Annotated in this window: 18 protein-coding genes; 9 read left to right on the top strand and 9 right to left on the bottom strand. The window is 69.4% G+C overall.

Annotated features, from left to right (window positions below; translation table 11 throughout):
* Positions 1 to 49: 49 nt before the first annotated feature.
* Positions 50 to 1,255, top strand: coding sequence for a sialidase family protein (locus QSK35_RS28315; RefSeq protein ID WP_285750577.1), 1,206 nt, complete (start codon positions 50 to 52; stop codon positions 1,253 to 1,255).
* Here QSK35_RS28315 and QSK35_RS28310 read toward each other — a convergent pair.
* The 3 genes from QSK35_RS28310 to QSK35_RS28300 are packed head-to-tail and all read right to left on the bottom strand — an operon-like array spanning position 1,248 to position 4,370.
* Positions 1,248 to 1,652, bottom strand: coding sequence for an ester cyclase (locus tag QSK35_RS28310; RefSeq protein WP_285750576.1), 405 nt, complete (start codon positions 1,650 to 1,652; stop codon positions 1,248 to 1,250). The genes QSK35_RS28315 and QSK35_RS28310 overlap by 8 nt on opposite strands.
* A complete protein-coding gene (locus QSK35_RS28305) occupies positions 1,630 to 3,090 on the bottom strand; it encodes a CoA-acylating methylmalonate-semialdehyde dehydrogenase (protein WP_285750575.1) in 1,461 nt (486 codons plus the stop codon). Before QSK35_RS28305 ends, QSK35_RS28310 begins: the two co-directional genes overlap by 23 nt.
* Positions 3,087 to 4,370, bottom strand: a complete 1,284-nt coding sequence (locus QSK35_RS28300) for an aspartate aminotransferase family protein (RefSeq protein ID WP_285750574.1) — start codon at positions 4,368 to 4,370, stop codon at positions 3,087 to 3,089. The genes QSK35_RS28305 and QSK35_RS28300 overlap by 4 nt, the downstream gene beginning before the upstream one ends.
* Positions 4,371 to 4,478: 108 nt before the next feature.
* Here QSK35_RS28300 and QSK35_RS28295 point away from each other — a divergent pair, with 108 nt between their 5' ends.
* Positions 4,479 to 6,080 (top strand): PucR family transcriptional regulator, encoded by a 1,602-nt coding sequence (locus QSK35_RS28295; protein ID WP_285750573.1) that lies wholly within the window; start codon positions 4,479 to 4,481, stop codon positions 6,078 to 6,080.
* A gap of 48 nt (positions 6,081 to 6,128) precedes the next feature.
* On the opposite strand, the gene QSK35_RS28290 is transcribed toward QSK35_RS28295, so the two are convergent.
* A complete protein-coding gene (locus QSK35_RS28290; RefSeq protein WP_285750572.1) occupies positions 6,129 to 6,563 on the bottom strand; it encodes a hypothetical protein in 435 nt (144 codons plus the stop codon).
* A 129-nt stretch (positions 6,564 to 6,692) separates the two neighbouring features.
* On the opposite strand from QSK35_RS28290, the gene QSK35_RS28285 reads away from it, so the two are divergent.
* From QSK35_RS28285 to QSK35_RS28270, 4 genes are all read left to right on the top strand, one after another.
* Complete coding sequence (locus QSK35_RS28285; RefSeq protein ID WP_285750571.1) at positions 6,693 to 7,400, top strand: MerR family transcriptional regulator; 708 nt, start codon at positions 6,693 to 6,695, stop codon at positions 7,398 to 7,400.
* A gap of 127 nt (positions 7,401 to 7,527) precedes the next feature.
* On the top strand, positions 7,528 to 14,217 hold the full coding sequence (locus QSK35_RS28280) for an RHS repeat-associated core domain-containing protein (RefSeq protein WP_285750570.1): 6,690 nt from the start codon (positions 7,528 to 7,530) through the stop codon (positions 14,215 to 14,217).
* On the top strand, positions 14,214 to 14,489 hold the full coding sequence (locus QSK35_RS28275; RefSeq protein ID WP_285750569.1) for a hypothetical protein: 276 nt from the start codon (positions 14,214 to 14,216) through the stop codon (positions 14,487 to 14,489). The genes QSK35_RS28280 and QSK35_RS28275 overlap by 4 nt, the downstream gene beginning before the upstream one ends.
* 140 nt (positions 14,490 to 14,629) lie before the next feature.
* Positions 14,630 to 15,022 (top strand): ankyrin repeat domain-containing protein, encoded by a 393-nt coding sequence (locus tag QSK35_RS28270; RefSeq protein ID WP_285750568.1) that lies wholly within the window; start codon positions 14,630 to 14,632, stop codon positions 15,020 to 15,022.
* Here the strand turns inward: QSK35_RS28270 and QSK35_RS28265 are convergent.
* Positions 15,006 to 15,755, bottom strand: coding sequence for a class I SAM-dependent methyltransferase (locus tag QSK35_RS28265; protein WP_285750567.1), 750 nt, complete (start codon positions 15,753 to 15,755; stop codon positions 15,006 to 15,008). The two genes, QSK35_RS28270 and QSK35_RS28265, sit on opposite strands and share 17 nt — an antisense overlap.
* A 106-nt stretch (positions 15,756 to 15,861) precedes the next feature.
* On the opposite strand from QSK35_RS28265, the gene QSK35_RS28260 reads away from it, so the two are divergent.
* Entirely contained in the window at positions 15,862 to 16,482 is a 621-nt protein-coding gene (locus QSK35_RS28260) for a class I SAM-dependent methyltransferase (RefSeq protein ID WP_285750566.1), read from the top strand.
* A gap of 190 nt (positions 16,483 to 16,672) precedes the next feature.
* On the top strand, positions 16,673 to 18,436 hold the full coding sequence (locus QSK35_RS28255; RefSeq protein ID WP_285750565.1) for a tetratricopeptide repeat protein: 1,764 nt from the start codon (positions 16,673 to 16,675) through the stop codon (positions 18,434 to 18,436).
* On the opposite strand, the gene QSK35_RS28250 is transcribed toward QSK35_RS28255, so the two are convergent.
* Together QSK35_RS28250 and QSK35_RS28245 are read right to left on the bottom strand one after the other, a co-directional pair.
* Positions 18,433 to 19,788 carry a S1 family peptidase gene (locus tag QSK35_RS28250; RefSeq protein WP_285750564.1) on the bottom strand — a complete coding sequence of 452 codons (1,356 nt, stop codon included), beginning with the start codon at positions 19,786 to 19,788 and terminating at the stop codon, positions 18,433 to 18,435. The two genes, QSK35_RS28255 and QSK35_RS28250, sit on opposite strands and share 4 nt — an antisense overlap.
* Positions 19,789 to 19,864: 76 nt before the next feature.
* The gene (locus QSK35_RS28245; protein WP_285750563.1) at positions 19,865 to 20,797 is read right to left on the bottom strand and encodes a LysR family transcriptional regulator; all 933 of its coding nucleotides are present in this window, start codon (positions 20,795 to 20,797) and stop codon (positions 19,865 to 19,867) included.
* Positions 20,798 to 20,865: 68 nt separating this feature from the next.
* Here QSK35_RS28245 and QSK35_RS28240 point away from each other — a divergent pair, with 68 nt between their 5' ends.
* Entirely contained in the window at positions 20,866 to 22,821 is a 1,956-nt protein-coding gene (locus tag QSK35_RS28240) for a tetratricopeptide repeat protein (RefSeq protein ID WP_285750562.1), read from the top strand.
* Here the strand turns inward: QSK35_RS28240 and QSK35_RS28235 are convergent.
* Positions 22,802 to 23,506 (bottom strand): alpha/beta hydrolase, encoded by a 705-nt coding sequence (locus QSK35_RS28235; RefSeq protein WP_285750561.1) that lies wholly within the window; start codon positions 23,504 to 23,506, stop codon positions 22,802 to 22,804. The genes QSK35_RS28240 and QSK35_RS28235 overlap by 20 nt on opposite strands.
* Before the next feature lie 211 nt (positions 23,507 to 23,717).
* Entirely contained in the window at positions 23,718 to 24,905 is a 1,188-nt protein-coding gene (locus tag QSK35_RS28230) for an RNA-guided endonuclease InsQ/TnpB family protein (protein WP_285750560.1), read from the bottom strand.
* Positions 24,906 to 24,936 lie beyond the last annotated feature (31 nt).

The following is a 24,936-nucleotide window of genomic DNA, read 5'->3' as shown; positions in this document are numbered from 1 at the left end:
GCCGAAACCCCACGGGCAGAGTTCGGCAAAACCCAGAAGGGGGAGGCACATGGTGAAAGTCGCGGTGATGGCGCTCGCATTGGCGCTCACACCCACGTACGGCCCCGTCTCGGTGGAGGCACAGGACCCCGGCTACCAGTACCGGTCGATGCCGGCGTTGCAGTACGTCAGCTACACCGAGGCCGGCCAGACCAAGCAGCGGTTCGTCCGCAGCTTCCAGATCAGCAAGGACGACGGCTCCCTGGTCACGCGCGTCCAGTACCACGTCGGCGGGCAGGCGAGCATGACCGACACGAACAACTGGAAGCCCGCGCTCGACGCCACCACCGGTCGCGAGCTGCTGTACACCACGCCGTACGCCAAGATGAACAACACCTATCGCACGGCGACAGGTGCGACGGCCACGATCGACGAACAGGTCCAGGACGGGCACCTCATGCGCCGCGTCTCCACCGACGGAGGCGTGTCGTGGCGGTCCTACACCGCTGCGCTCGACATGTCCGGCGGGGCCTATCTCGGCGGTGGGCGGGCGTTCCAGCGCGTCATCCGGCTGCCCGACCAGTCGCTGGTGATGCCGTTCTACGCCGCGCACGCCACCGGCAGGTACGCGTCGCACCTGCTGGTCAGCACCAACGACGGCGCGAGCTGGAAGCGTGCGGCGACGGTGTTCAAGTCCGACACCAACACCTACAGCGAGTCCTCGGTCGCCCGCCGCGCGGACGGCCATCTGGTCATGATCTCCCGCTACGACGTCGTGCTGAACGGCAAACGCATCGCTCACCTCGGGTCGCGCACGACCAACGGCCCGGTGAACGACGCGGCTTCCCTCGCCACCGCGGCCTGGGGGCCGTTGAAGGCGGTGGTCGTTCCGGGCGCGGCCGACGAGACCGTGGTGCAGGGCGTCGCGCCCGTGCTGCACACGATGGACCAGGGCGTGCTGATGCTGGTGTTCGGCAGGCCGCGCAACAAGATCACGTTCAGCCACGACGGCGGCGCCACGTGGTCGGCCGCGCACAGCTTCTACGACAACATCCCGACCGCGGGCTGCACCGACGGCCAGCCCGCCGGTGACGGCACGTTCATGCCCTGCTCGTCGCTCGGGTCGAGCGGGTACACGGGTGTGGCGGTCACGTCGCCGCGCACGGCGTACATCATGGGCGACAACTGCCACACCAACTGGGGCTGCGCGGGCGACTACAGCTACCCGCACGGGCGCGACGACAAGCTCTGGTACAGCACGGTCGTGCTCAGCTGAGCTGACGCCGCAACCCGTCCAGGTCACCGAGCACCCACGCGGACGTCAGCAGCCCGTCGCGGGCGGTGAAGAAGGCGGCACCGGCGTACTCGAACAGCACGCCGGTGCCGGGGACGCCGAGCAGCACACCGTTGTGGTGCCCGGAGTAGCGCAGGCGTGCCGCCGCCTCCGGCCCGTCCACGACGAGCGACACGATCTCGTTGTGGAAGTCGGGTGACGCGGCCCGCACCTTGTCGCGGTAGGTGCACCAGCCGTGGATGCCGTACACGGTGTCGCCCAGCGAGCCCCGGAACTCGAAGTCCGGGGCCAGCAGGGACGGCAGCACGGACGAGTCCCAGCGGTTCCACGCGTCGGCGTAGAACCGCTGGACCAGCTCACGTGTTCTGTGGGAATCCAAGGTTGATCCCACCGTGCGACGGGTCGAGCCACCGCGACGTGACGACCTTCGAGCGGGTGAAGAAGTGCACGCCGTGCGGGCCGTACGCGTGCGAGTCGCCGAACAGCGACTCCTTCCAGCCGCCGAACGAGTAGTAGGCGACCGGCACCGGGATCGGCACGTTCACGCCGACCATGCCGACCTCGATCTCGTTCTGGAACCGCCGGGCGGCGCCGCCGTCGTTGGTGAAGATCGCCGTGCCGTTGCCGTACCGGTTGGCGTTGACCAGGGACACGGCCGCGTCGTACGACGGCGCGCGCACCACGGACAGCACCGGGCCGAAGATCTCATCGGTGTAGATCGACATGTCGGGCTGAACGTGGTCGAAAAGCGTTGGCCCGAACCAGAATCCGTCACCTGGGAAGTCGCGGCCGTCCACCACGATCGAGGCGCCCGAAGCCTCGCCAGCGTCCACATAGGACCGCACGCGGGCGCGGTGCGCGTCGGTGACCAGAGGCCCCATCTCGCGCCGGACGTCCACGGTCCGCATCCGGGAGGCGATCTTCGACACCAGGGTGTCACCGACCGGATCCACCGCCACCACAACGGAGATCGCCATGCAGCGCTCCCCCGCCGACCCGAACCCGGCGGACACCGCGGCGTCCGCCGCCAGGTCGAGATCGGCGTCCGGCAGCACCACCATGTGGTTCTTGGCGCCGCCCAACGCCTGCACGCGTTTCCCATGTGCGGTACCGGTTTCGTACACATACCGGGCGATCGGCGTCGACCCGACGAACGAGATCGACTTCACCGTGGGATGTTCGAGGAGCCGGTCGACCGCGACCTTGTCGCCGTGCACGACGTTCAGCACGCCGTCGGGCAGCCCGGCCTCGGCGAACAGCTGGGCGATGAACAGAGACGCCGACGGGTCCTTCTCCGAGGGCTTCAGCACCACGACGTTACCGCAGGCGATCGCCGTCGGCACGAACCACAGCGGCACCATCGCCGGGAAGTTGAACGGCGAGATCACGCCGACCACGCCGAGCGGCTGCTCGATCGAGTACACGTCCACGCGGTTGGACGCGTTCTCGCTGAACCCGCCCTTCAGCAACGCGGGAATTCCGCACGCGTACTCGACGGACTCCAGCGCCCGCTGGATCTCCCCCGCCGCGTCCGAAAGCACCTTGCCGTGCTCCGCGGTGACGATCTCCGCCAAATCCTCCTTGCGCAGGTTCAGCAGCTCGCGGAACTTGAACATCACGGTAGACCGCTGCGCCAGAGAAGCGTTGCGCCACAACGAAAAAGCGTCAGCAGCCGCAGCAACGGCAGCATCGACCTCCGAGACAGAAGCGAAATCCACCTGCGCCGCAACGACCCCCGAAGCGGGATCGAAAACGTCACCCGACCGAGAAGAGATCCCGTCCCAGGGCTTGCCACCGATCCAGTGCGTGATCCTCATGCGGACACCGCCTCCACCGACGCGGACAGAATCCCCAGCGCCTCTTCGAGTTCGTCCTCGGTCAACGTCATCGGCGGCGCCAGCCGGATCACGTTGCCGTACAACCCGCCCTTGCCGACCAGCAGCCCGCGCCGCCGCGTCTCCTCCAGGACGGCACTGGCAATAGCGGGATTGGGCTCCCCCTCGGGTCCGACGAACTCCAGAGCAACCATCAGGCCCTTGCCCCGCACATCACCGACGACGGGGTGACGCTCAGCCACCGACCGCAGTCCGGCGATCAGCCGCGACCCGAGCTTGGCCGCGTTGGCCTGCAGGTCGTGGTCCAGCAGGTAGTTCAACGTCGCCAGAGCGCCGGCGGAGGACACCGGGTTGCCACCGAACGTGGAGATCGAGTTCGCGCCCAGGCAGTCCATCAAATCACCGCGCGCGACGACGCCGCCGATGGCGAGACCGTTGCCGAGGCCCTTGGCGAACGTCATCGCATCCGGCACCACGTCGTGCGCCTGGATGCCCCAGAAGTGTTCGCCGGTGCGGCCCCACCCGGTCTGCACCTCGTCCGACACCAGGAGAATCCCGTACTCGTCGAGCACTTCCTTGAACGCCTTGAACAGCCCGTCCGGCGGCGTCGCGAAGCCGCCGACGCCCTGGATCGGCTCGACGATCATGCACGCCACGTCACCGGACGTCGTCGTCTCGATGATGTCGCGCAGGTCGGCGACGCACGCCTTGATGTAGTCGGCGTCCGAGTAGTCGCGGAACGGGCTGCGGAACCGATACCCGCCGTGCACCCACGAGACCTTCACCGGCGAGAGCGAAGAGGCCGACCAGCCGCGGTTGCCGGTGATGCCGACGGTCGCGAACGCCCGGCCGTGGTAGGAGTTGCGCAACGCCAGGACCTGCTCGGACCGCCGGTACGAGGTCGCGAGCATCAGCGCGGTCTCGTTGGCCTCGGTGCCGGAGTTCGTGAGGAACACCTTGGCGTCCGGGATGCCCGACAGCGAGGCGATCTTCTCGGCCAGCTCGACCTGCTTGCGGATGAGGTACAGCGTCGACGTGTGCAGCACGCCGGTGTCGACCTGCGACCGGACCGCGTCGCTGATCTCGGCCACGTCGTAGCCGATCGCGTTGGTCAGGATCCCGGCGAAGAAGTCGAGGTAGGTGTTCCCCTCGCGGTCGGTCACGTGCCGGCCGGACGCCGACGCGATCTCCAACGGCTGGTCGTAGTAGAGGGCCAGCCACTTCGGCATCACCGCGCGGTGCCGGGCCAACAGGTCGTCCATGGGGTCCTCCAGGTCGCGTTCCGCCTAGCTGGGAGTCTGTCGACACCGCCCGTCTGCCGCCATGGACAACCTGTACCGGGATTGGGCGATTCGCATTACGTTGTGTCCATGTACCCGACGGTCGCCGAAGTGGTCGCTCTGCCCGTGGTGCGGGCGGGAAAGCCGAAGATCGTGGCCGGCGAGGCGGGCCTGCAGAAACGTGTGCGCTGGGTGCATGTGGCCGAGGTCGCAGACATGGCGCGGCTGCTGCGCGGCGGTGAGCTCGTGCTCACGACCGGCGTGCTGCTCGGTGAGGACGACGACGCGCTGACCAAGTACGTCGACGACCTCGCCGCGGTCGGGGTGGCCGGGCTCGTGCTGGAGCTGGGCCGCCGGTGGCGCGACGAGGTACCGCAAGCACTCGTGGAAGCCGCCGACAGACATGCGTTACCGCTCGTCACGCTCGCGCAGGAGACGCGGTACGTCTCGGTGACCGAGGCCGTCGTCGCGTTGATCGTGGACGCCCAGCTCGCCGAGCTGCGGGCCGCGGAACAGGTGCACGAGACGTTCACCGCGCTCACGGTCGCGGGCGCCGAACCCTCCGAGGTGCTGCGTGAGGTGGCGCGGACGTCCGGGCTCGCGGTCGTGCTGGAGACCCTCGGCCACGACGTGCTCGCGTACGACGCCGCAGGTCAGGACCCTTCCGAGCTGCTCGCGGACTGGGGCTCGCGGTCTCGCAACGTCACGGTGTCCGAACGCACGGCGTATCACGCGGCCTCGGGCTGGCTGGTCACCGTGGTCGGCGCGCGGGGCGCGGACTGGGGCCGGCTCGTGCTGATCTCGCCCGAACCGCCGCCGCACCGGCACATCGTCGTGGCCGAGCGCGCGGCGTCGGCACTCGCGGTGCACCGGCTCGTCGCGCGTGACCGCGAGTCGCTCGAACGCCAGACACACCGCACGCTGCTGGCCCAGCTGCTCGGGCAGGCGCCGATCTCGCCGGATCTCGGCGCGCGGGCCGCGGCGCTGGGCGTGCCGCTCGAACGGCGTCAGCTCGTCGGCGTCGCGATCCGGCCTTCGGGCGCGGTCGCGTCCGCGCAAACCCTTGCGACACAGGAGGTTCTGCGCGACCTGGCCGAAGCGACCGCGCTGGCCGCACGCCGCGTGACGGTGGCCGCACTCGTCGGTGTCGTCGATGACACGTCCGTGCGCGCGCTGCTGTCGTTGCCGCTGACCGTGGGTGTTGAAGGGGTGCTGCGCAAGGTCGCGCGCGAGATCCACCGCACGGCCGCCGGGTCGGTCGTCATCGCGGTCGGCACGACGGTGTCCGCGTCGGTCGATGTGCGACGGTCGCTGGGTGAGGCCGCGCACGTGGCCGGGGCGGCGTTGCGGTCACCGGGATCGCAGCTGTACCACCGGCTCGACGACGTGCGGCTGCGCGGGTTGCTGCACCTGCTGCGGGAGGACGAGCGGGTGCGCGCGTTCGCGGACCGCGAGCTCGGACCGTTGTTGTCGCGCGACTCCGCGCAGGGCTCGCGGCTGGTGGAGCTGTTGCGCTGCCTGTGCGAGCACGGCGGGAACAAGTCCGCGGCGGCCTCGGCCGCGCATCTGTCGCGGACGGCGTACTACCAGCAGTTGTCGCGGATCGAGCAGGTGCTCGGGGTGTCGCTGGAGGACCCGGAGTCCGTGCTGTCGCTGTATGTCGCGCTGCTGGTGCACGAAATGGGCCCATGACGCGGGTGCCACCGCGTCATGGGCCCGGCTTTCGCGGGTTGGTTCGGCTCAGCCCAGGGCGGGCAGCTGGCCCTGGACCTGCTCGAGGCCCGGCAGCTTGGAGACGGCCGGAACCTGCAGGTCGGCGACCTTCGCGTCCGGAACGGTGCCGGCGTCCGGCAGCGTCGGCAGCGTGCCGACCGGCAGGCTGCCGACCGGCAGCGAACGCTCGGCGGCGGGCGCCTTGACGTCGCCGGCGGCCGGCGTCTTGACCTGGGGCGCGACCTGCGGCGCACCGGGGGCCTTGACCGACGGGAGCTGGACGGCCTTGGTGGCGTCGAGCGGGTTCGCGGCACCCGTCGCGGTGTCGATCAGCTTGTCCGTGCCCGCGTCGGGCGCGGCGGGCAGGTTCGGGGTCTCGGCCGCGCTGGCGGCGCCGACGAGCAGCGGCGAAGCGCCGGCGGCGAGCAGAGCGGCAGCACGGAACAGTCCGGTACGAGACACAGTTTTCCTCACGTTGGTTTGGGGACCGATCTTCGAGTTCATCGGCAGCAGCTATCGGGTTCCTTTATCCACACGATCAGGTGATTGGGGACTTGAACCTCCCGTAACGGGAGGTTTTACGGTCGTCTCGTGACGCGATGGAGCATCGGAGACCTCGCCCGTGCGAGCGGGCTGACGATCCGCACCCTGTACCACTACGACGAGATCGGACTGGTGGTCGCATCCGAACGCACGCCGTCCGGCCACCGCCGGTACACGGTGGACGACGTTCGGCTGCTCTACCGGGTGAGATCGTTGCGCGCCTTGGGTTTCTCGCTCGAGGACATCCGCTCGATGTTGTCCTCGGCGGACTCACTGCACGCGCTGTTCGAGGCGCAACTGGCCGCGCTGGACGCTCAGGCGCTCCGGTTGGACCAGCTGCGCTCGCGCATCTCCGGGCTGCTGCGTCACGACGATCCCGAGTCCCTTCTGTCCACTTTGGAGATGATGTCCGTGTACGAGAGCTACTTCACCGCCGACCAGCTGACCAGCCTGCGCGAGCGCGCGGCGGCCATGGGGCCCGAGGCGGTCGAGAAGCTGAAGGCGTCGTGGCTGGAGCTGGCGACGGCGCTGCGTGAGCACATGAACAAAGGCACCCCGGTCGACGATCCCGCCGTGCGGGAGCTGGTCGGCAAATGGGACGCGCTCGCGGCGCGGTTCCACGGCGACGACGACGGCATCAAGGCCGCCGCCCAGGCGTCGTGGAACGAGAACAAGGCCGCCATCAGCACCCAGATGGGCTGGGCGGCGGACGACGGTCTCGTCGACTACGTGAACCGGGTGCGCGCCGCCGAGTAGCGCCGCTAGTCATTCGATCACACGACACGCGTGTCGGGCGATCGGTCGGGGATCCGGCCGATCGCCCGACTGACGAGCGGAGAACTGAACACGGAGAGTGAGACCCCTTCTGGCACTGGGGGTTGGAATGACTCGCAACCGTGTTGTCCGCATGCTGTCGTTGTTCACGGCCGGAGTGCTCGCGCTCCAGGTCGCCGCAGTGTCGAACGGGGCCGCACAGGCGGCCACGCCGGCCCAGCCGCCCGCCGCGGTGAACCCGGCGCCGGTGGTACAGACGGTGATGACGCCGGGGCCGACGATCCTCGACGGCGTCCACATCAAGACCGACACGGTGTGGGGGCCGCAGGGTTCGCCCTACGTCATCCGGAACCAGGTCAAGATCGAGTCGCAGGCCTCGCTCACCCTGCTGCCCGGCACGGTGGTGAAGTTCGACGGCCAGCCCGACTACTACCAGGCCCTCATCTGGGTCGACGGGCCGCTGTTGTCGCTGGGCACCCCGGACCGGCACGTTGTGTTCACGTCCTACAAGGACGATTCGGTCGGTGGGGACACCAACGGCGACGGCTCCGCGACCGCCCCGGTGCCCGGTGACTACACCGGCCTCAAGATCGGCTTCGCCACGCCCCGGACGACGACGGTGAGCGCGCTCGACTACACCGACATGCGGTACGGCGGGCGCGGGAGTGGCGGACTGTGCGGCGCCGCAGGGCAGGTCGACATCGCCTACGACGCCCGCGTGGTGATCTCGAACTCGTCGTTCACCGACGCGCACTACAACGCGATCTCGATCGGCAACATCGGGGCGAACGGCTTCGTCGGTGTCTACAACAGCAACTTCGATCGGAGCCGCTGCGGGATCAACACGTGGAGCAGCCAGGTCGAGGTCATCGGCAACACCTTCGGCAGCTCGTTCGGGTACCGGTCGTTGCTCGCCAACGCCGCGACGAAGCTGCGCATGTGGTTCAACACCTTCGGCAGCGGCCCGTCCGTGATCGGAGGCTCGCCGCGTCCGACGCGCGCGACCGCGGACGTCCGCTACAACACCTTCCAGGCCGGGGTGAACCACTGGTACCCGTCGTCGCAGGACCTCGACGACTGGTCGCAGAACTGGTGGGGCTACAACGTCAACACCTTCGCCCTGCCCGCGTGCGCGACGACCGCTCAGGCGAACGCTGCGACCCCGCCCTGGTCGTTGAACACGTCGACCATCTGCGGCGACTCGCCGTCCTACACCTATCCGGTGACCGGCTACTCGAAGCCGGTGCTGCCCACGTTGTCCGGCGCGCCCGGAACGGTTCCCGGTGGGGTCAACGAGGCGTCCGCACCGCGGTACGGGCCGGTCAACACGCAGTCCGGCGCGCTCACCTACCAGGCCTCCGACCTCGTGATGCAGGACGCGGGCAAGCAGGTGACCGCCACCCGCACCTACCGTTCCGACGTCACGACCGGCGATGCCGGGAAGGGCTGGACGTCGGCGTTCTCCGAGGCGCTGTCGACGGCGAACGGCGTGGCGACGATGTCCACATCGGACGGACAGTCGATCGCGTTCGGCACCGATCCGGCCGCCGGGTACGTGCCCGCTCCGGGTGTGTCGGCCGGGTTCTCCAGCGGTGCGGGCGGATCCGAGGTCACCACTCCGGGCCTGGAGACTTACCAGTTCGACCCGAACGGCGCGCTCACCGGGATGTTGCTCGGCGATCCGGGGCACAAGCTGACCATCGGCCGCTCGGGCGGGCAACTGGACCGCGTGACCGGTGTGTCCGGTCGCCGGCTCGACTACGGACGCTCCGACGGCAAGCTCCGGTCGGTCACCGACTCCACCGGGCGTTCGGTGAGCTTCGGTTACGGCGAGGGTGATCTGCTCGCGTCCGCCACGGGTGTGGACGGCAAGACGGAGACCTACACCTACGAGGGCGGCCGGCTCACCAAGGTGACCACGCCGTCCGGGCGGACCCTGCTCGCCGCGGGGTACGGCGCCGACGGCAAGGTCGCCTGGATCGAGCAGGAGGGCGCCGGCCGATCGACGTTCAGCTACGACCCGGCCAACCGGCGCACCACGATCGACCTGCCCGACGGCTCACACGTCCGGCAGGACTACGACACCAGCGGCCGGCTGGTGACCGACCAGGTGATCGGTGGCAGCGGCAGGCACGTGATCTACGACGCCGAGGGCCGCGCGACGGTCGTCGTGACCGGGGTGCCGACCGTGCCGATGACGGGATTCGGGCCCGCCGCGGAGACCACGTTCTTCGACCGCAACGGTGATCCCGCGATGCGGGTCGACCCGCTGGGCGTCACGGTCCGCACCACCTTCACCGGCCACAAGCCCGCTGTCACGACGTTCGCCGACAACACGACGATCACCCGCACCTACGACGCGGCGGGCAGGCTGGCGACGGTCACCGACCAGCACGGCAAGCTCTGGCGCTACACGTTCAACGATCGCGGCCAGGCCACCGGCCGCACCGATCCACTGGGCCGCACCGCGACCTACGCCTATGCCGCGAACGGGGATCGGACCGGCGTGACCGACGAGCTCGGTTCCGCCACGGGCTACGAGACCGACGCGCAGGGCAGGCCGGTCGCGATCACCGATCCGGCCGGGCGGCGGCGCACGATCGCCTATACGGCGTGGGACGAGCCCGAGCGGATCACCCAGCCGCGCGGCGGCGTCTACACGGTCACGTTCGACGACGACCGCCGCAAGACCGGCAGCAGCGACCCCACCGGCGCGGTCACCCGCTACGAGTACGACGGGTCGGGCCGGCTCGGCGCCACGGTCGATCCGGCGGGCGGCCGCACCACGGTGGAGTACGACGCGGCCGGCCGTCCGACGAAGATCACCAACCCGCGCGGTGGCGTTCTGCAACGGACGTACTCCGCCGAGGGCTGGCCCACCAGCGCCACCGACCCGGCCGGGGCGGTCACCAGGACCGAGTACGACCCGGCCGGACGCGGGATCCGCGTCACCGACGCGCTCAACCAGGTCACCCAGACCGTGTTCGACCGCGCCGGTCGGGCCACCGCCGTGCAGACCCCGGACGGCGCGAAGCGCACGTTCGCCTACGACACGGTCGGCCGGACCAGCCAGTCGGTCACCCCGCTGGGCGGCAAGTGGCTGCAGGCCTATGACGCCGCCGGAAACCCCACGACGACAACGGATCCGCTCGGCAAGACGATCGTCATCGGATATGACGAGGTCGGCCGCGCGGTCACCCGCACCGACCAGAACGGGGTCGTCACGTCGGTCGCGTACGACGATGCGGCGCGCACGGTCACGATCAGCGATCCGCTCGGCGTGGTCAGCGTCGTCACCTCGAACGCGGCGGGTGAGGTCGTCCGCGCCGCCAACGGCCGTGGTGACGTGAGCACCAGCGCATACGACGCGGACGGCAACCTCGTCTCGCAGACCGCCGCGACCGGTGGCACCACGACGTTCACCTATGACCCGGCCGGCCATGCGACCGGCGTGAGCGACCCGCTCGGCCGCGTGACCTCCGCCGAGTACGACGGCCTCGCCCGGCTCGTCAAACGCACGTGGCCGGACGCGAGCACGGAGCGGTTCACCTACGACGCCGTGGGCAACCTGACCGCCCACACCGACCGCACCGGTTCCACGTCCGAGTACACCTATGACGCGGCCAACCGCGTGACGGTCGAGAAGAACCCGCTCGCCAAGGAGACCAGGCACACCTACGACGCACTCGGCCGTCGGACGTCCACAGTGGACCCGACCGGCGTGCTCAGCGCCATCGGGTACGACCCCGCCGGCCGGCCGGCCGTGCGCAGCGACACCAACGGCGCCAGCTGGGTGGACACCTACGACCTCAACGGCAACGTGCTCACCAGCACGGACCCCTCGGGTGTGAAGATCACCAACACCTACGACGCGCTGAACCGCCTCACCAGGGTCGCCTCCGTCGGGTACGACCGCGTGCTGGGTTACGACGCGGCGAGCCGCCTGGTGTCGTACAGCGACGAGTTCAACCAGGTCACCAAGTTCGAGTACGACGCGCGCGGCCGGCGCACCGCGGACGTCGATCCGCTGCAGCAGCGCACCACCCGCGGCTACGACGCGGCGGGCAACGTCGTCACCGTGACGCCGCCGAGCGGCCACGCCCAGACGCGGACCTACGACGGCTCGGGGCGGGTGGCGACGGCGGCCGACGCGCTCGGCAACACCAGCCGCTACACCTACGACGCCGCGGGCGAACTGACCGCGCTCACCCTGCCGCGCGGCGGCGGGTACGGCTACCACTACGACCTCGCCGGTCGGTTGTCGAGCGAGACCGATCCGCTCGGCGCGACCACCACGTTCGAGCACGACAACGAGGGCAGGCTCACCAAGACGACCCGCCCGTCCGGGCGCGTCGTGTCCGCCCAGTACGACGCCGCCGGCCGCTTGACGCAACGCACCGCGGGCTCCGACACCCGCACGTACGGCTACGACGACGCGGGCCGGATCACCTCGGCGGGCGCGCTGGGCTTCGGTTACGACAACCGCGGCCTGCGGGTGCGCGGCACCGACGCCGGCGGCGACACGACGTACGCCTACGACGCGGCCCACCGGTTGTCCGCCACGACACCGCCCGGTGGCGTCGCGACGACGTACACCTACGACGGCTACGGCCGGCTCAGCCAGGTGCGCGGTGGCACGAACCTCAACTACAGCTACAGCTACATCTCGCGAAAGGTCACGAAGAGCGCGGTCAGCCCGACCACCGGCAGCGAGTCGCGGTACCTCGACGTCGCGCGGCACACCACGTCGATCACGGGCGCCAGCTCGTACGAGGTGAAGGCCCAGTACTCCGCGGACGGGCAGGTCAGCAGCCTCACCCAGACCGCGCCGGGCAATGCCGCGAGCAACACCACGGCGTACGGCTACGACGACGCGGGCCGGCTCGCGAGCGCCACGCTGTCGCGCAACGGCGCGGTCGTGTCGACCACGAACTACGGGTGGGACGCCAACGGCAACCGCACGAGCGTCGCGACCACCGGACAGTCCACAGTGGTCTCCGACTACGACGCCGCGGACCGGCTCACCGGTTCGTCGGACGGCAGCGCCTACACCTACGACGCCGACGGCAACCTCACCGACGTGGCGAAGCCGGGCAGCCCGGCCACCCACTACGACTACAACGGTTTCGGGGAGCTCGTCCGGTCCGGCACCGGTACGTCCACTGTGGACTACAGCCGGGACGCGTTCGGCCGCATGTCCGGCAGTGGCGCGCAGCAGCTGTCCTACGACGGCGTGTCCACGACGCTCTCGCAGATGCGCGGCACGGCCACGACGGACCTGGTGCGCGAACCGAACGGCACGCCGCTGGCCGAGGCCACCCACGGCTCGACCAGTGCTCGGCTGTGGCCGACGATCCACGGCGACCTCGGCATGGTGGCCGACGCCTCCTCCGGGACGGTCCGGCAGACGGCCGTGTACGACGCGTTCGGCAAGGCCACCACGACCGGCAGCGCACCGGTGCCGCTCGGCTTCCAGTCGATGTTCACCGATCCGGCGACCGGCCTGGTCGACATGGGCGCCCGCACCTACGACGCGACGACGGGCAGGTTCACCACCGCCGACGACGTGATCGGCGACCTGACGAAACCGGTCACGCTCAACCGTTACACCTACGGCAACGCCGACCCGCTCGACTTCTTCGACCCCGACGGCCACTGGAGCCTGCCCGGCTGGGACGCGGTGAAGAGCGCGTTCACCACGGTCGTGAACTGGGTGTCCGACCGCGTCGAGGACGTGAGCAACGCGGTGTCCTCGGCGGTCTCGACGATCGCGAAGAACGTGACCGAACAACCGTGGCGCGTCGGGCTCGGTGTCCTGGGCGTGCTGCTGCCCGGCTCGGTGGGCTCCGTCGTGCAGAGCCACGCCGCTCAGATCATCACCGACGTCAAGGACACGTTCTACAAGCTCGTCGGCGACCCGAAGGCGTTGCTCAAGACCGTGGCGACGGTCGCCGTGGGCGCGGTGACGTTCGTGGCCTGTGAAGCGGCCAGCGTCGGCGTGGGCACGATCGGCTGCGCGGTCCTCGCGGGCGCCGCCGCTGGTGCGGTGAGCGGTGCACTGGACTGCCCCGACGGTCAGGCCGTCCTCAGCTGCGTCGGCCGCGGCGCGGTCGCCGGCGGCGTCGGGGGTCTCGTCTTCGGGCTCACCCTCGGCGCGGGTCCCATCGTCGCCGGTGCGCTGGCCGGGGCGGCGAGCGACGTCGTCAGCCAGTACCTCGCCACCGGGCGGGTGGACGTCGACCACGTGGCGGCTGCCGGAATCTTCGGTGGGTTGACGGGCGGGCTCGCCAAGGCCGGCGCGGCTGTCGGCCGGTCGATCAAGGGTGCCGCCCCCGCCGTCGGACGGGCCGTGAACGGCCTGAAGGACCGCGTGCGGTCCGTCGATCTGCGTGACGATCGGGGCTCCATCAAGCTCGGAGGAGGGGCGGACGAGCCCGCCCCGAAGCCTTCGGCTTCCCAGACCGAGAAGAGCACCCCTGAGTTCGTCGACCTGGTGTCTCCCGCCCGCCGGGCGCACATTCTGGACGGCGAAGTGCGGCCGAACGGGACCTACGGTGGTGGACATCGACCGGGAACCGGCTACCCCCGGAAGTCGGAGTTCCCGGCAAGATGGTCCGATGACGAGATCATGCACCACATCTCCGATGTGGCGACCGATCCGCACATCACGTGGCGGACAGGAGATCGTCCTGGCGACTTCTGGGTCAACGGCACCCGAGACGGGATCGACATCGAGGTGCTGATCCGGCGCAACGAGATTTGGACCGCCTACCCCACCAACACACCGAGGAACCCATGAGCAGCATGGACGACTACGTCGGCCGAGTTCAGGCCATCGTGTGGAAGGCGGCCGACTACGTCTCGGCCGACGGCGTCGGCCGTGTGCAGCACCTCGTCGACCACGGGGAGCCGGCAGAAGCCATGTGCGCACTCGCTTGGATCATCGTCAACGAGAACGTCCAGGTGCCGGCCAGCCTGATCGTGGCGATCCGCGAACACGCCGCCGGGATCGTCGACGACGAGTTCATGCCACCGGACCTCGACAACCAGGGGTTGCCGGATCCGGAGTAGACGGAACGCGCTTGTCGTTCGATCGCCCGACACGTGTCGGGTGATCGAACGACATTGCCAGCCGATCGCAGACTGACGAATGGAGCAACGAACCCGGACAGTGATGCAGAGCCCGCCGCGGAGCGTGAGGAGACGTCGACGTGGTCGATCGCCTGGGACGCTCCGAGCTGCATTACGTTGCCGCCGAAGGAAAACCCGCACAAGCCAGGGTTCTGCTGGCCGCCGGTGCGGAGCTCGACCTGCAGGACTGCAACGGTTTCACCCCGCTGCATTTCGCGGCTCTCCACGGCAACGCCGGGGTGGCCCGCGTGCTGCTGAAGCACGGGGCCACCGTCGACCTGGCCAACGACTTCGGCAACACCCCACTGCACGTGGCCGTCGCCAGTTCCCAGGGCCGGGGAGACCTGATCGAACTGCTGCGTGACCACGGCGCGGATCCGCACCGGGTCAACGCGTACGGCCAGTCCCCGGTCGCGCTGGCCCGGCTCATCACGAACTACGACGTGGCCCGGTTCTTCACCGACCTCGAGTAGCGCGGGCGATGAGGTGAGCGCTGGCGTGGATCAGCGCCGGATCCTGCTCGACCAGGCGTGCCGCGCGGAGCGCCGCGTCGATGTGACCGGGGTTGCCGGTGGCGTCGAGGGTCGGCCAGGCCGGTCCCTCGACGCCGAACACCTCGACGTCGGTGAACCCCGCCAGCTCGGCCGCCAGCTCGTCGCCGGTGTGGAAGTGCGCGTCGGTGAACGCGGCGTGCCGGTTGTAGGCACCGATCCTGATCACGGTGTCCACATCGGACTCGTTGTCCGGCCCGAGCCGGCCGTTGGTGCCGAACTCCAGCAGCGTCAGGTAACGGGAGATCCCGGCCGCGAACAGCTGACCGCCTGGGCGCAGGACGCGCCGCGCCTCGGCCACCGCCCGGCGCCGGTCCGCGGCGCCGGTGAGGTGGTAGAGCGGACCGAACAACAGCACGACGTCGTAGCTGTCATCGCGTTCGCCGAGCCGGCGGGCGTCGCCGATCGCCGCGCTGATGCCTTGTTCACGGGCCGCTTCGACGTGTTCGGGGACCGGGTCGACCAGGTGCACGTGGTGGCCGTCGTCGCTCAGCCACTTCGCGTGGACGCCGGTGGCGCCGCCGACGTCGAGGATGGTGGCGCGCGACGGAAGGGTGCGACGCAGGATTTCCTGGGTTCGCAGGTATTCGAGGCGCCCGTGCATGGACCTGGTCAGCCGGTCGGCTTCGACCAGGTCCCGGTAGTGGTCGATCATGGCTCCCGATTGTTCCCCGGACACTGCGAGGCGATCCAACTCTTTTGCGCCGACGGGTCTGTGGCTTCCGCGTACGGGACTGTCCGAAGAGGAGTACAACAGGGGCATGGTCGATCCCGATGAGCACACCCGCAACCTCGCCGCGAACTCGAGCCCGACCGGCTGGTTCGAGCAGCTCTACGCCCAGGCCGCGCAGGGCAACGCCGAGGTGCCGTGGGACAGGCCGGAACCGTTCGCCCTGCTTCCGGAGTGGGCGCGCGACGTCGACGGCACCGGCCGGACCGCGCTGGTGGTCGGCTGCGGCTACGGGCGTGACTCGGAGTTCTTGGCGCGCAAGGGTTTCGCAGTCACAGCGTTCGACATCTCCCCCACCGCGATCGACACGGTCCGGCAACGCTTCCCCGACTCGCCGGTCGACTACCGCGTCGCGGACCTGCTCGCCCCGCCCGCCGAGTGGCACCACGCGTTCGACCTCGTCGTGGAGAGCCTGACCGTGCAGTCGCTGCCCATCGAGCTGCACCCCGAGGCGATCGGCCAGGTCGCCCGCCTCGTCAAGAGCACCCTGCTGGTGATGGGCGGCGCGCGCGACGACGACTCGCCCATCCCGGACGGCCCGCCGTGGCCGCTGACGGCGACCGAGGTCGAGTCGTTCGCGACCGACGGCCTCCGGGCCGTGTCGATCCGCCGCACCGAAGACCGCTGGCTCGCGGAGTTCACCAGGCAGTAGAACCAGTCACATGGACAACCGTTTCACCGGGCACAACCACGGCCAGGTGGTCCAAGCCGGGCACATCGACAAGGTCGAGCTCCACGCCGCGCCGTCGCCGAAAGCGCTGGCAGGCCTGCCACCCGCGACGCCGGCGTTCGTCGGCCGGGACGCCGAGCTGCTCGTCCTGCGGGACGAGGACTTCACCGTCGTGTCCGGGCTCGCCGGGGTGGGCAAGTCGGAGCTCGTCCTGCACGCGGCGCACGCCGCGCTCGCGGAGGAACGGTTCCTGGGTGGCGTTCTGTTCAAGAACCTCCAGGGCTACGACGACAAGCTGCGCGTGCTCCCCGGCGATGCCCTGGAGTCGTTTCTGCGGGCCCTGGGCGTTTCGGAGATCCCACCGGCGGAGGACGAACGGGCGGCGCTGTATCGCTCGATCCTGACCGGGCAACCCCGCATGCTGATCGTGCTCGACAACGCCAGGTCCGCCGACCAGGTTCGACCGCTCTTACCCGGCAGGCCGGGACACCGCGTGATGGTCACAAGTCGTCATCTGCTGTCCGGCCTCGACGGCGCGCGCCACGTCGAGCTCGACGTGCTCGACGAGCCCGAAGCGGCGACTCTGGTGGGTGACGCCGAGCTGGCGCGGCTCTGCGGCGGGCTGCCGCTGGCTCTCCAGATCATGAGGGCGCTGATGGTCACCGATCCGCGTGCCGACTGGGCGGCGGAACTGCGGGGAGCGCGGGACCGGCTCGACGTCATCGACGACGGGGACCGTCCACCGGTGTACGCCGCCTTCGAGCTCTCCTACGGCTCACTGACTCCCGACCAGCAGCGGCTGTTCCGGCTCCTCGCGCTTCATCCCGGCGACGAGTTCGACCTGCACACGGTGAGGTGGCTGGTGGACTTGCCGCCGGAACGCGTCCGCTCACTGTTCCGTGAGCTCCGGCGTGCGCATCTGCTGGAAAACGGTGTGACGGCCGACTGGTACCGGTTCCACGACCTCGTACGTCTTTTCGCACGCAGATGCCTGTCCGATGAGCCCGCCGCGGACCGCGACACGGCCGTCAAACGGCTGCTGAGCAGCTACGTCGTGATGATGGAAGCGGTGAGGGACGACCTGAGTCGGCTGCCGGCCGTCAATCGTCACCATGTCGGCGTCGTCGCGGCTGTCGGCATGGCGACGGCCACCGGAAATCACGAGCTGGGGCACCACCTCGGTTTCCTGCTGGTGCGCTATCTCTACTTCGCGTCAGGCTGGCGCGATCTGAGAACAGTCATGGAACACGTGCTCGTGTCGGCACGCGCGCACGATGACAAGGTGGCGGAGTTCAAGGCGTTGAAGAGTCTTGGTGACGCCCATCGCGAGCTGAAGTCCTTCGACGAAGCCATCTCCTGCTTGCGCAGCGCTCTCGAGCTGGCTTCCCGCTTCGGTGATCGTGCTTGGGAGGACCTCGCGTTGCACGGCCTCGGTGACCTCTACACGAAGATGGGGCGCTTCGACGACGCCGTCGCGTGCCTTGAACGGTGTGCTGTGATCGACCGGGAGCTGGATGACCGGCGTTCGGAAGGCCTGACACTCGCCAGTCTGGGGTGCGCCTACCACGGGCTGCACCGACTCGACGAGGCGATCGCGTGTCTCTCGAGCGCGGTGACGATATTTCGGGAGATCGGGGACCGGCACACCGAAGGCCTGCTGCTCAACGATCTCGGTACGGCTTACTACACCCGTCAGGACTTTGCCGAGGCCTTCGACGCATTCGCCGATTCCGTGCGCATCAAAATGGATTTCGAGGACCTCCTGCGCGCCGGCCAGGGGCTGTACAACATGGGCCTCGTCCATCGGCATGTGGGCGCGGTCGATGCGGCCGCACGGACTTGGACGTTCGCTGTGAAGGTGCTCGAGAAAGCCGGTGCCACGCAGGAGGTGGAACGCGTTCGCGCCGCGCTCGACCTCCTGCGTGGTAAGGGCTAGGGGTTGCTGGTCTTCAGCGTGTAGCTGCCCGAACCGCTGTAGGCGTAGACCTGCCAGGTGTAGTACCCGGCCGTGCCGCTGTAGCTGATCGTCTCGGACGAGCTCGACGACTCGGCCGAGGCGACCGTGGTCCACGCACTGCCGTTCCACTTCTGCAGGTAGAGGTCGAAGTCGGTGCCCGACGGCCCGGTCAGGCAGCCACTGTGCGTGCCGGACGAGCCGGAGTAGTAGTAGCTGCCGTTGGGCTGGTACGACGACCCGCCCTGGCTGACGGAGCCGTTGTAGGTGTTCTGCCCGGTGCAGCCGCCGCCACCGCCGCCGGAGGTGAGCAGCGTGAGGCCGTACGCCTGCAGGATCTCGTTGACGGGCTGGAAGTACGTGGTGCCGCCGGACGAGCAGTTGCCGGAGCCGCCGGACGTGACGCCCTGCGCCTGGTCGCCCGCGACGAGCGAACCGCCGGAGTCGCCGGGCTCGGCGCACACGGTCGTCTGGATCAGCCCGTTGACCGTGCCCTGCGGGTAGGTGACGCTGGCGTTGCGCGCCTGGATGGTGCCGCAGTGCCAGCCCGTCGTGGAGCCCGACCGGCAGACCGTCGAGCCGACCGGCGCGTCCTGCGAGCCGGCGATGGTGACGTTGCCGCCCGCGTAGTTGTTCACCAGCGGCTGCGGCGTGTTGCCCGAGGCGACCTGCACCCACGCGTAGTCGTTGCCGGGGAAGCTGCTGCCGCGGAACGTGCCGGACGGCTGGGTCGTCGTCGCGCCGCTCGTTCCGCAGTGGCCGGCCGTGACGAACCCGCCGCTGACCGAGAAGCCGACGCTGCACCGGGTGTTGCCGTTGATGTAGTACGCGTTGCCGCCGATGACGTCGATCAACGCGCGCGGCTGCTCGTTGGTGACGACGACTTCGGCGTCGGTGCCCGCCGCGAACCTCTTGCCCTCGCCGAGGTCCCTGGCCTTCACCACGACGCGGTTCCTGGCGACGTCGACGTACCAGCCGACGACGTTCTCGTTCTTCGGCTTGGCATCCAAAGTGGACTTGATGGCGTCGAGTTCCTGCTCGGTGCGCTTGACGACCGTGGTCTTCGCGCCGGGGACGTCGACCTGCCTCGTCAGTGCGATGTGGAGCCGGCCCTTGTCGATCCACGATCCGGCGTAGATGGCGGAGTGGGCCTTGCGGACCTTGACCGCGGTGTCACTGGCCTGCTTGTCGGCCTGGATGCGGGCCTGGGCCTCCTGGGCGGACAGCCCGAGGTCGCGTTGGACTGCGGACATCATGTCGTCCGAAGCGTTGGCCGGTGTGGTCAGAACCGCGGCGGCCAGGCAGGCAGCGGCCAGCGCTCTTGCGTACAGCATGCCGATCTCCTTTGTCAGGAGTGCAGGGGTGGGCACGCTTCCGGAAGCGGTTGTCCGAAGCTAACCCGCATTCGGGTCAGCGGGTAATACCGCTTGGGTCATAACATCCGTTGATAACCCCGAAGCCCGGGTTATCCAGAAGCCAGCTCACATATCGGGGGTTCCGCTCGGCCGCCTCGACGTAGGCTTCAGCCGCGTACCCCATGATCCGCTCGGTGGGGTTGCCCATGAAGTGCCGCCACCGCAGCGGTGTCCCGTTGATCGGGCGCACCTCGAGGCCGGCCGCCTTCCGGAACGTCGGCTGGCACAACGCCACCGCCTTGCCCGCCTGCACGAGGTCGACGCAGCTCATGACGTCCACTTCGTACAACGGTTTCGGCGTGAACCCGGCGTCGTCGCACGCCCGCGCGAAGCAGTCGCCGAAGCACCCGTCGCCGGGTGTGGCCGCCCACTGCATGTCCTTCAGCTCCGCGAGGTCGCCGCTGAACGGGTGCTCCTCGGGCAGCAGGACGAACACCGGGTCCGTCGCGATCTCCACCCACCCCTCGGGCGCGGTGTCGTTGCCGCAGACGCCGATGATCGCGCAGTCGAGCCTGCCCTGGTCCAGCCCCCTCGCCAGCTCGTCCGCCGACCACGACACCTGCGTGCTGACGTTGGCGTGATCCTCGGTCAGCCGATGCACGATCCCGCCGAGGAACGGCCCGTTCACCGCACCGATGCGGATTCGGTCCGGCTCCGGTCGCTCCGCCAGTTTCTGGACGTCCTCTTCGAGGCGGGTGATCGCGGGCAGCAGGATCTTGGCCCGTTCGAGCACGAGCTCGCCGAGCGCCGTGGGTCTCGCGCCTCTCCGATCCCGGTCGAACAACCGGCCGCCGACCAGGCTTTCCAGCCGTTGCAGCTGCGCGGTGAGGGCGGGCTGGGCGAGGCCGAGGACGGCTGAGGCCTTGGACAGGCTGCCGGCTTCGGCGATCGCGCAGATGACGCGGAGGTGGCGGAGCTCCAGCTTCATGCCGCGCAGTTGACTCCTTCCGGCTCGCGCAGCGCAACCATTTGGTCTCGCCGTGCGATACACCGGCCGTGACCAACGAGTTCACCGGCGACAACTACGGTTCGTTCGTCCAGGCCGGCTCCATCGGATCGGTGCACCTCCCACCGGCCGCGCCGACCGCGCTCGACGGCATACCCCGGTGCAGTCCCACGTTCACCGGACGTGCCGCCGACCTGGACCGGCTGCGGGAGTCCGGTGAGCTCACCGTCGTCTCGGGGCTCGCCGGCGTCGGCAAGACGGAGCTGGTGCTCCACTTCGCCCACACCACCCCGCATCCGGGCGGGTACCTGTTCGTCGACCTGCAGGGCTACGACCGCGACCGGCGGGTCGAGCCGGGCCGGGCGCTGGAGTCGTTCCTGCGAGCGCTCGGCATCCGGGGTGAGGACATCCCGCCGGAGGAAGCCGACAAAGCCGCCCTGTACCGCTCGGCAACGGCCCGCCGCGAGCCGATGCTCGTCGTGCTGGACAACGCCTCGTCGGCCGCACAGGTCCGGCCGCTGCTGCCCGCGAAGCACCGGGTGATCGTCACCAGCAGGCACAAGCTCGTCGGGCTGGACGGCGCCGATCACCTGGAACTCGACGTCCTGAGCCGGGAGGCCGCGCTCACCCTGGTGCCCGACGCGGAGCTGGCCGAGCTGTGCGGGTGGCTGCCGCTCGCGCTGTGCATCATGGCCGCGCTGCTGACCGCCGAACCGGAACAGCCCATCGCCGAATGGGTCGTCCGGCTGCGTGCGGCCCGTGACCGGCTCGATCTCCTCGACGACGGCGACCGAGCCGTGCGCGCCGCGTTCGACCTGTCCTACGACTGGCTCACCGCGGAGCAGCGACGACTGTTCCGGCTGCTCGCGCTGCACCCCGGTGACCACATCTCGGTCGAGTGCGCCGCGATGATGTCGCACGTCCCGTTGGAGCCGACCCGCAAGACGCTCCGGGAGCTGCGCACGGCCCACCTGCTGGAGCCCGGATACCGCTTCCACGACCTCGTGCGGATCTACGCGAAGGGCCGCCTGGCCGAGGAGCCGCCCGCGGACCGCGAGGCCGCGCTCGACCGCCTCGTCCTGTACTTCTCCGGCCAGAGCATCCTGACGGGCCGGCGCTTGGACTCGCCGGCCGACGAAGCGGACCGGGCCGCCGCACTGGACTGGTTCGACACCAACCGGCAGAACCTGATCAGCACGGCGTCGCTCGCCAACGCGACCGACCGGCACGACGGCGCGATCAATGTGGCCCGCTGGTCGTACTTCTATCTCCGCATCAGGTCGCACATCTCCGAATGGCTGGACATCAGCGCGGTGGCCATGTCGTCCGCACGGGCGGTCGGCGACGCTCGCGCGGAGGCCGAGGCGCTGACCCAACAGGGCATGGCCCAGTTCGCGATCGAGCAACTGGCCCCCGCGTACGCGGCGTTGATGAAGGCGTGGAAGCTGGCGATGGACCACGAGTTCCCCGACGTCGGGTTCACGGCGGTCGGTGCGCTCGCGGCGGTGTTGATGCGCAGCGGCCGGATCGATGACGCCATCACACTGCTGCACGCCGGAATCACGGAAGCGCTGGAACGCCGCGACGGTCACACGTTGTGCGTGTTCTTCGGGAATCTCGGCACCATCCACCTCGACCAGGGCCGGCCGGAGGAAGCGTCCCGCTTCCTCGAAGAGGCGTTGCGGATGGAACGACGGTTCGGCCTGGACTCGCATCACGGCGTGAGCACCCGCAACCAGTTGGGCCTCGCCTACGTCCTGATGGGCAGGCCACAGGTGGCCGTGCTGTGCCTGGAGGACGCGTTGACCACGTGCCGCACCTTCGGTGACCTGGCCGCCGAGGGACACGTCCGGCTCAACCTGGGACACGCTCTGCGTGATCTCGGGCGGGTGGCCGAGGCGGAGCAGGCCTGGGCGGCCGCGCTCGACGCCTTTCGAGCGGTCGACTCACCACAGATCGCCGGCTTCGAGGCATATGTGGCCCAGCTCAGAGCCGGGACCGAATGAAGGTCAACGCTTCCGGCAGGACGCGCTGCCAGTAGCCACCGTCGTGCGCGCCGTGGTCGAACGACCGCACCTGGGCGTTCACCGCGGTCGCCAAGTCGACCGCGGGATCGTGGAACGGATCCTCGCGGCCGCACCACACCCCCACGGGTGCCGAGATGGCTTCGGTGTGGCGCAACGGCTCGTGCGCCTCCCACACGTCCCGCGACGCGAAGCCCTTGATCCGATCCGCGTCCTCCCACGACGGGAACAGCGCCGGGCTGATCGCGGCCACGGCTTTTAATGGCTGCCGGGTGGCGAGGTCGAGTACCCCGAAGCCGCCCATGGAGATCCCCAGCGCGGCCACCACCGGCGACGGCAGCTCCAAGTCCACCCAGTACTTCTCCGAACCGTTGACCGCGACCATCGAGAACCCACCGCCGCTCGCGGCGAGGAACCGCGGCAGCCCCATGTCGATCCACCACTGCGCGGACCCGCCCCGCCCGTGCAACGCCAGAACCGCGGGACCAGACCCGATCACCGCACCCCACGGCTGCCACGAGACGGGAGCGGGGTCGACGGAAGGGACCACACCGTCGGGCCCGGTCCACCCCAGGACCCGGCGACCGGGCACCGACAGAGCGCCCGCGACGGCCCCGGCACCGAGCACCCCGAAGCCGCCGAGCAGCAGGCGCCGATTGATCGTCACGACACCATTGAACACGGCAACGGACACAATGTGCGCCGATCATGGGAAGCGTGGACACTCTGACACTGCCACGCAAAGAACACCGGACCCAGGATTCCGAGATGGACACCAGGACGAGCCGTCGACCACACCGCGCTGTTTCAGCAGCGTAACCAGGGATTGACGTCCTCATCGCCCGGCAGGGCGATGATTCCAACGCAGCTACCAGCGCCTATGTGGCGGAGGTGACTAGTTGAGGTTCACGGCTCACAGGCCCGGCAACCCGGTCGCCTCCCCGTGCGTTCACCGCCCGCCCGGCGGCGATGTTGCGAGCCGCGTTCACGTCCGCGTTGCACTCGAAGCCGCAGGACCGACACCGGAACACCGCTTGGCTCTCGCGGGATTCCGCTGCCACGTGCCCGCAGCGGGAACATTGCTGCGACGTGTACGCGGGGTTGATCTTCTCCACTCGTCCAGGAGCCTTGTGCTCCAACCGCGACACGAGGTGTCCCCAGCCGGCCGCCAGAATTGCGCGGTTCAACCCGGCCTTCTGCCTGACCCGGTGACCCGGTTCAGCGGCGGTGCCCTTCGCAGACCGGGTCATGTTCGCGACGGTCAGGTTCTCGACCCGGATCACGTCGAACCGACGGGCCAGGTCGGTGCTGGTCTTCTCCACCCAATCCCGACGGCGATCTCGCGTCCGCGCATGCATCTTCGCGACAGCGACCTTGACGCGGCGACGCCGATTGGATCTCAGGCAGCCACGCGCGAGCTTGCGCTGCAGGCGAACGAGGCGACGCCGGGCATTCGTCGGCGTGGCGGGGCAGTACAACAGGTCGCCGGTCGACAGAGCAGCGGATACCACCACACCTCGATCCACACCCACCGTCTGACCGTTGCCCGGTGCGAGTATCGGCTCGGGACGGCTCGCGAACACGATGTGCCAACGCCCCGCCACGTCACGGGTGACGCGGTAGGACTTGACATTGGCCGGGACCGCACGCGACCAGCGGAACCGCACCCAGCCGATCTTGGGCACCCACACGCGGCCGTTGCCGCGGTTGAGCCGCCGCACGTGGTCTGCCCGCAGCCCGACCTGACGAAAACCCTCGTGCGTGCCCATCTTGCGCCAGCCGGGCCGTCTGCTTGTGCCGGTGTAGAAGCGCCGCATCGCCTGGTGGAAATCACGCAGCGCCTGCTGCTGCACGGTCACCGATCCGGAAGCCAGCCAGTTGAAGGCAGCACGAGCGTCCGTCAGTTGCCGGCATTGCTCCGCGAGGCCGGGCGCCGCGGCTCTGCCCGGCCGCCAGTACTGGTGCTGCTCCACGGCGAGGTTCCACACGAACCGAGCGTGCCGGCAGTGCTCGAGGAGCCCGGCCTCCTGACCGGGTGCGAGCACAAGCCGATAGCGGTGGGACATGGGATCACGCTATCGACAGCCACCGACAAAA

It is taken from the genome of Lentzea sp. NBRC 105346 (assembly GCF_030269605.1).
In the GTDB taxonomy this organism is placed as follows: Bacteria; Actinomycetota; Actinomycetes; order Mycobacteriales; family Pseudonocardiaceae; genus Lentzea.
The sequence above is the reverse complement of the archived record's forward strand: the minus strand, read 5'-3'. Positions and strand labels throughout refer to the sequence as shown.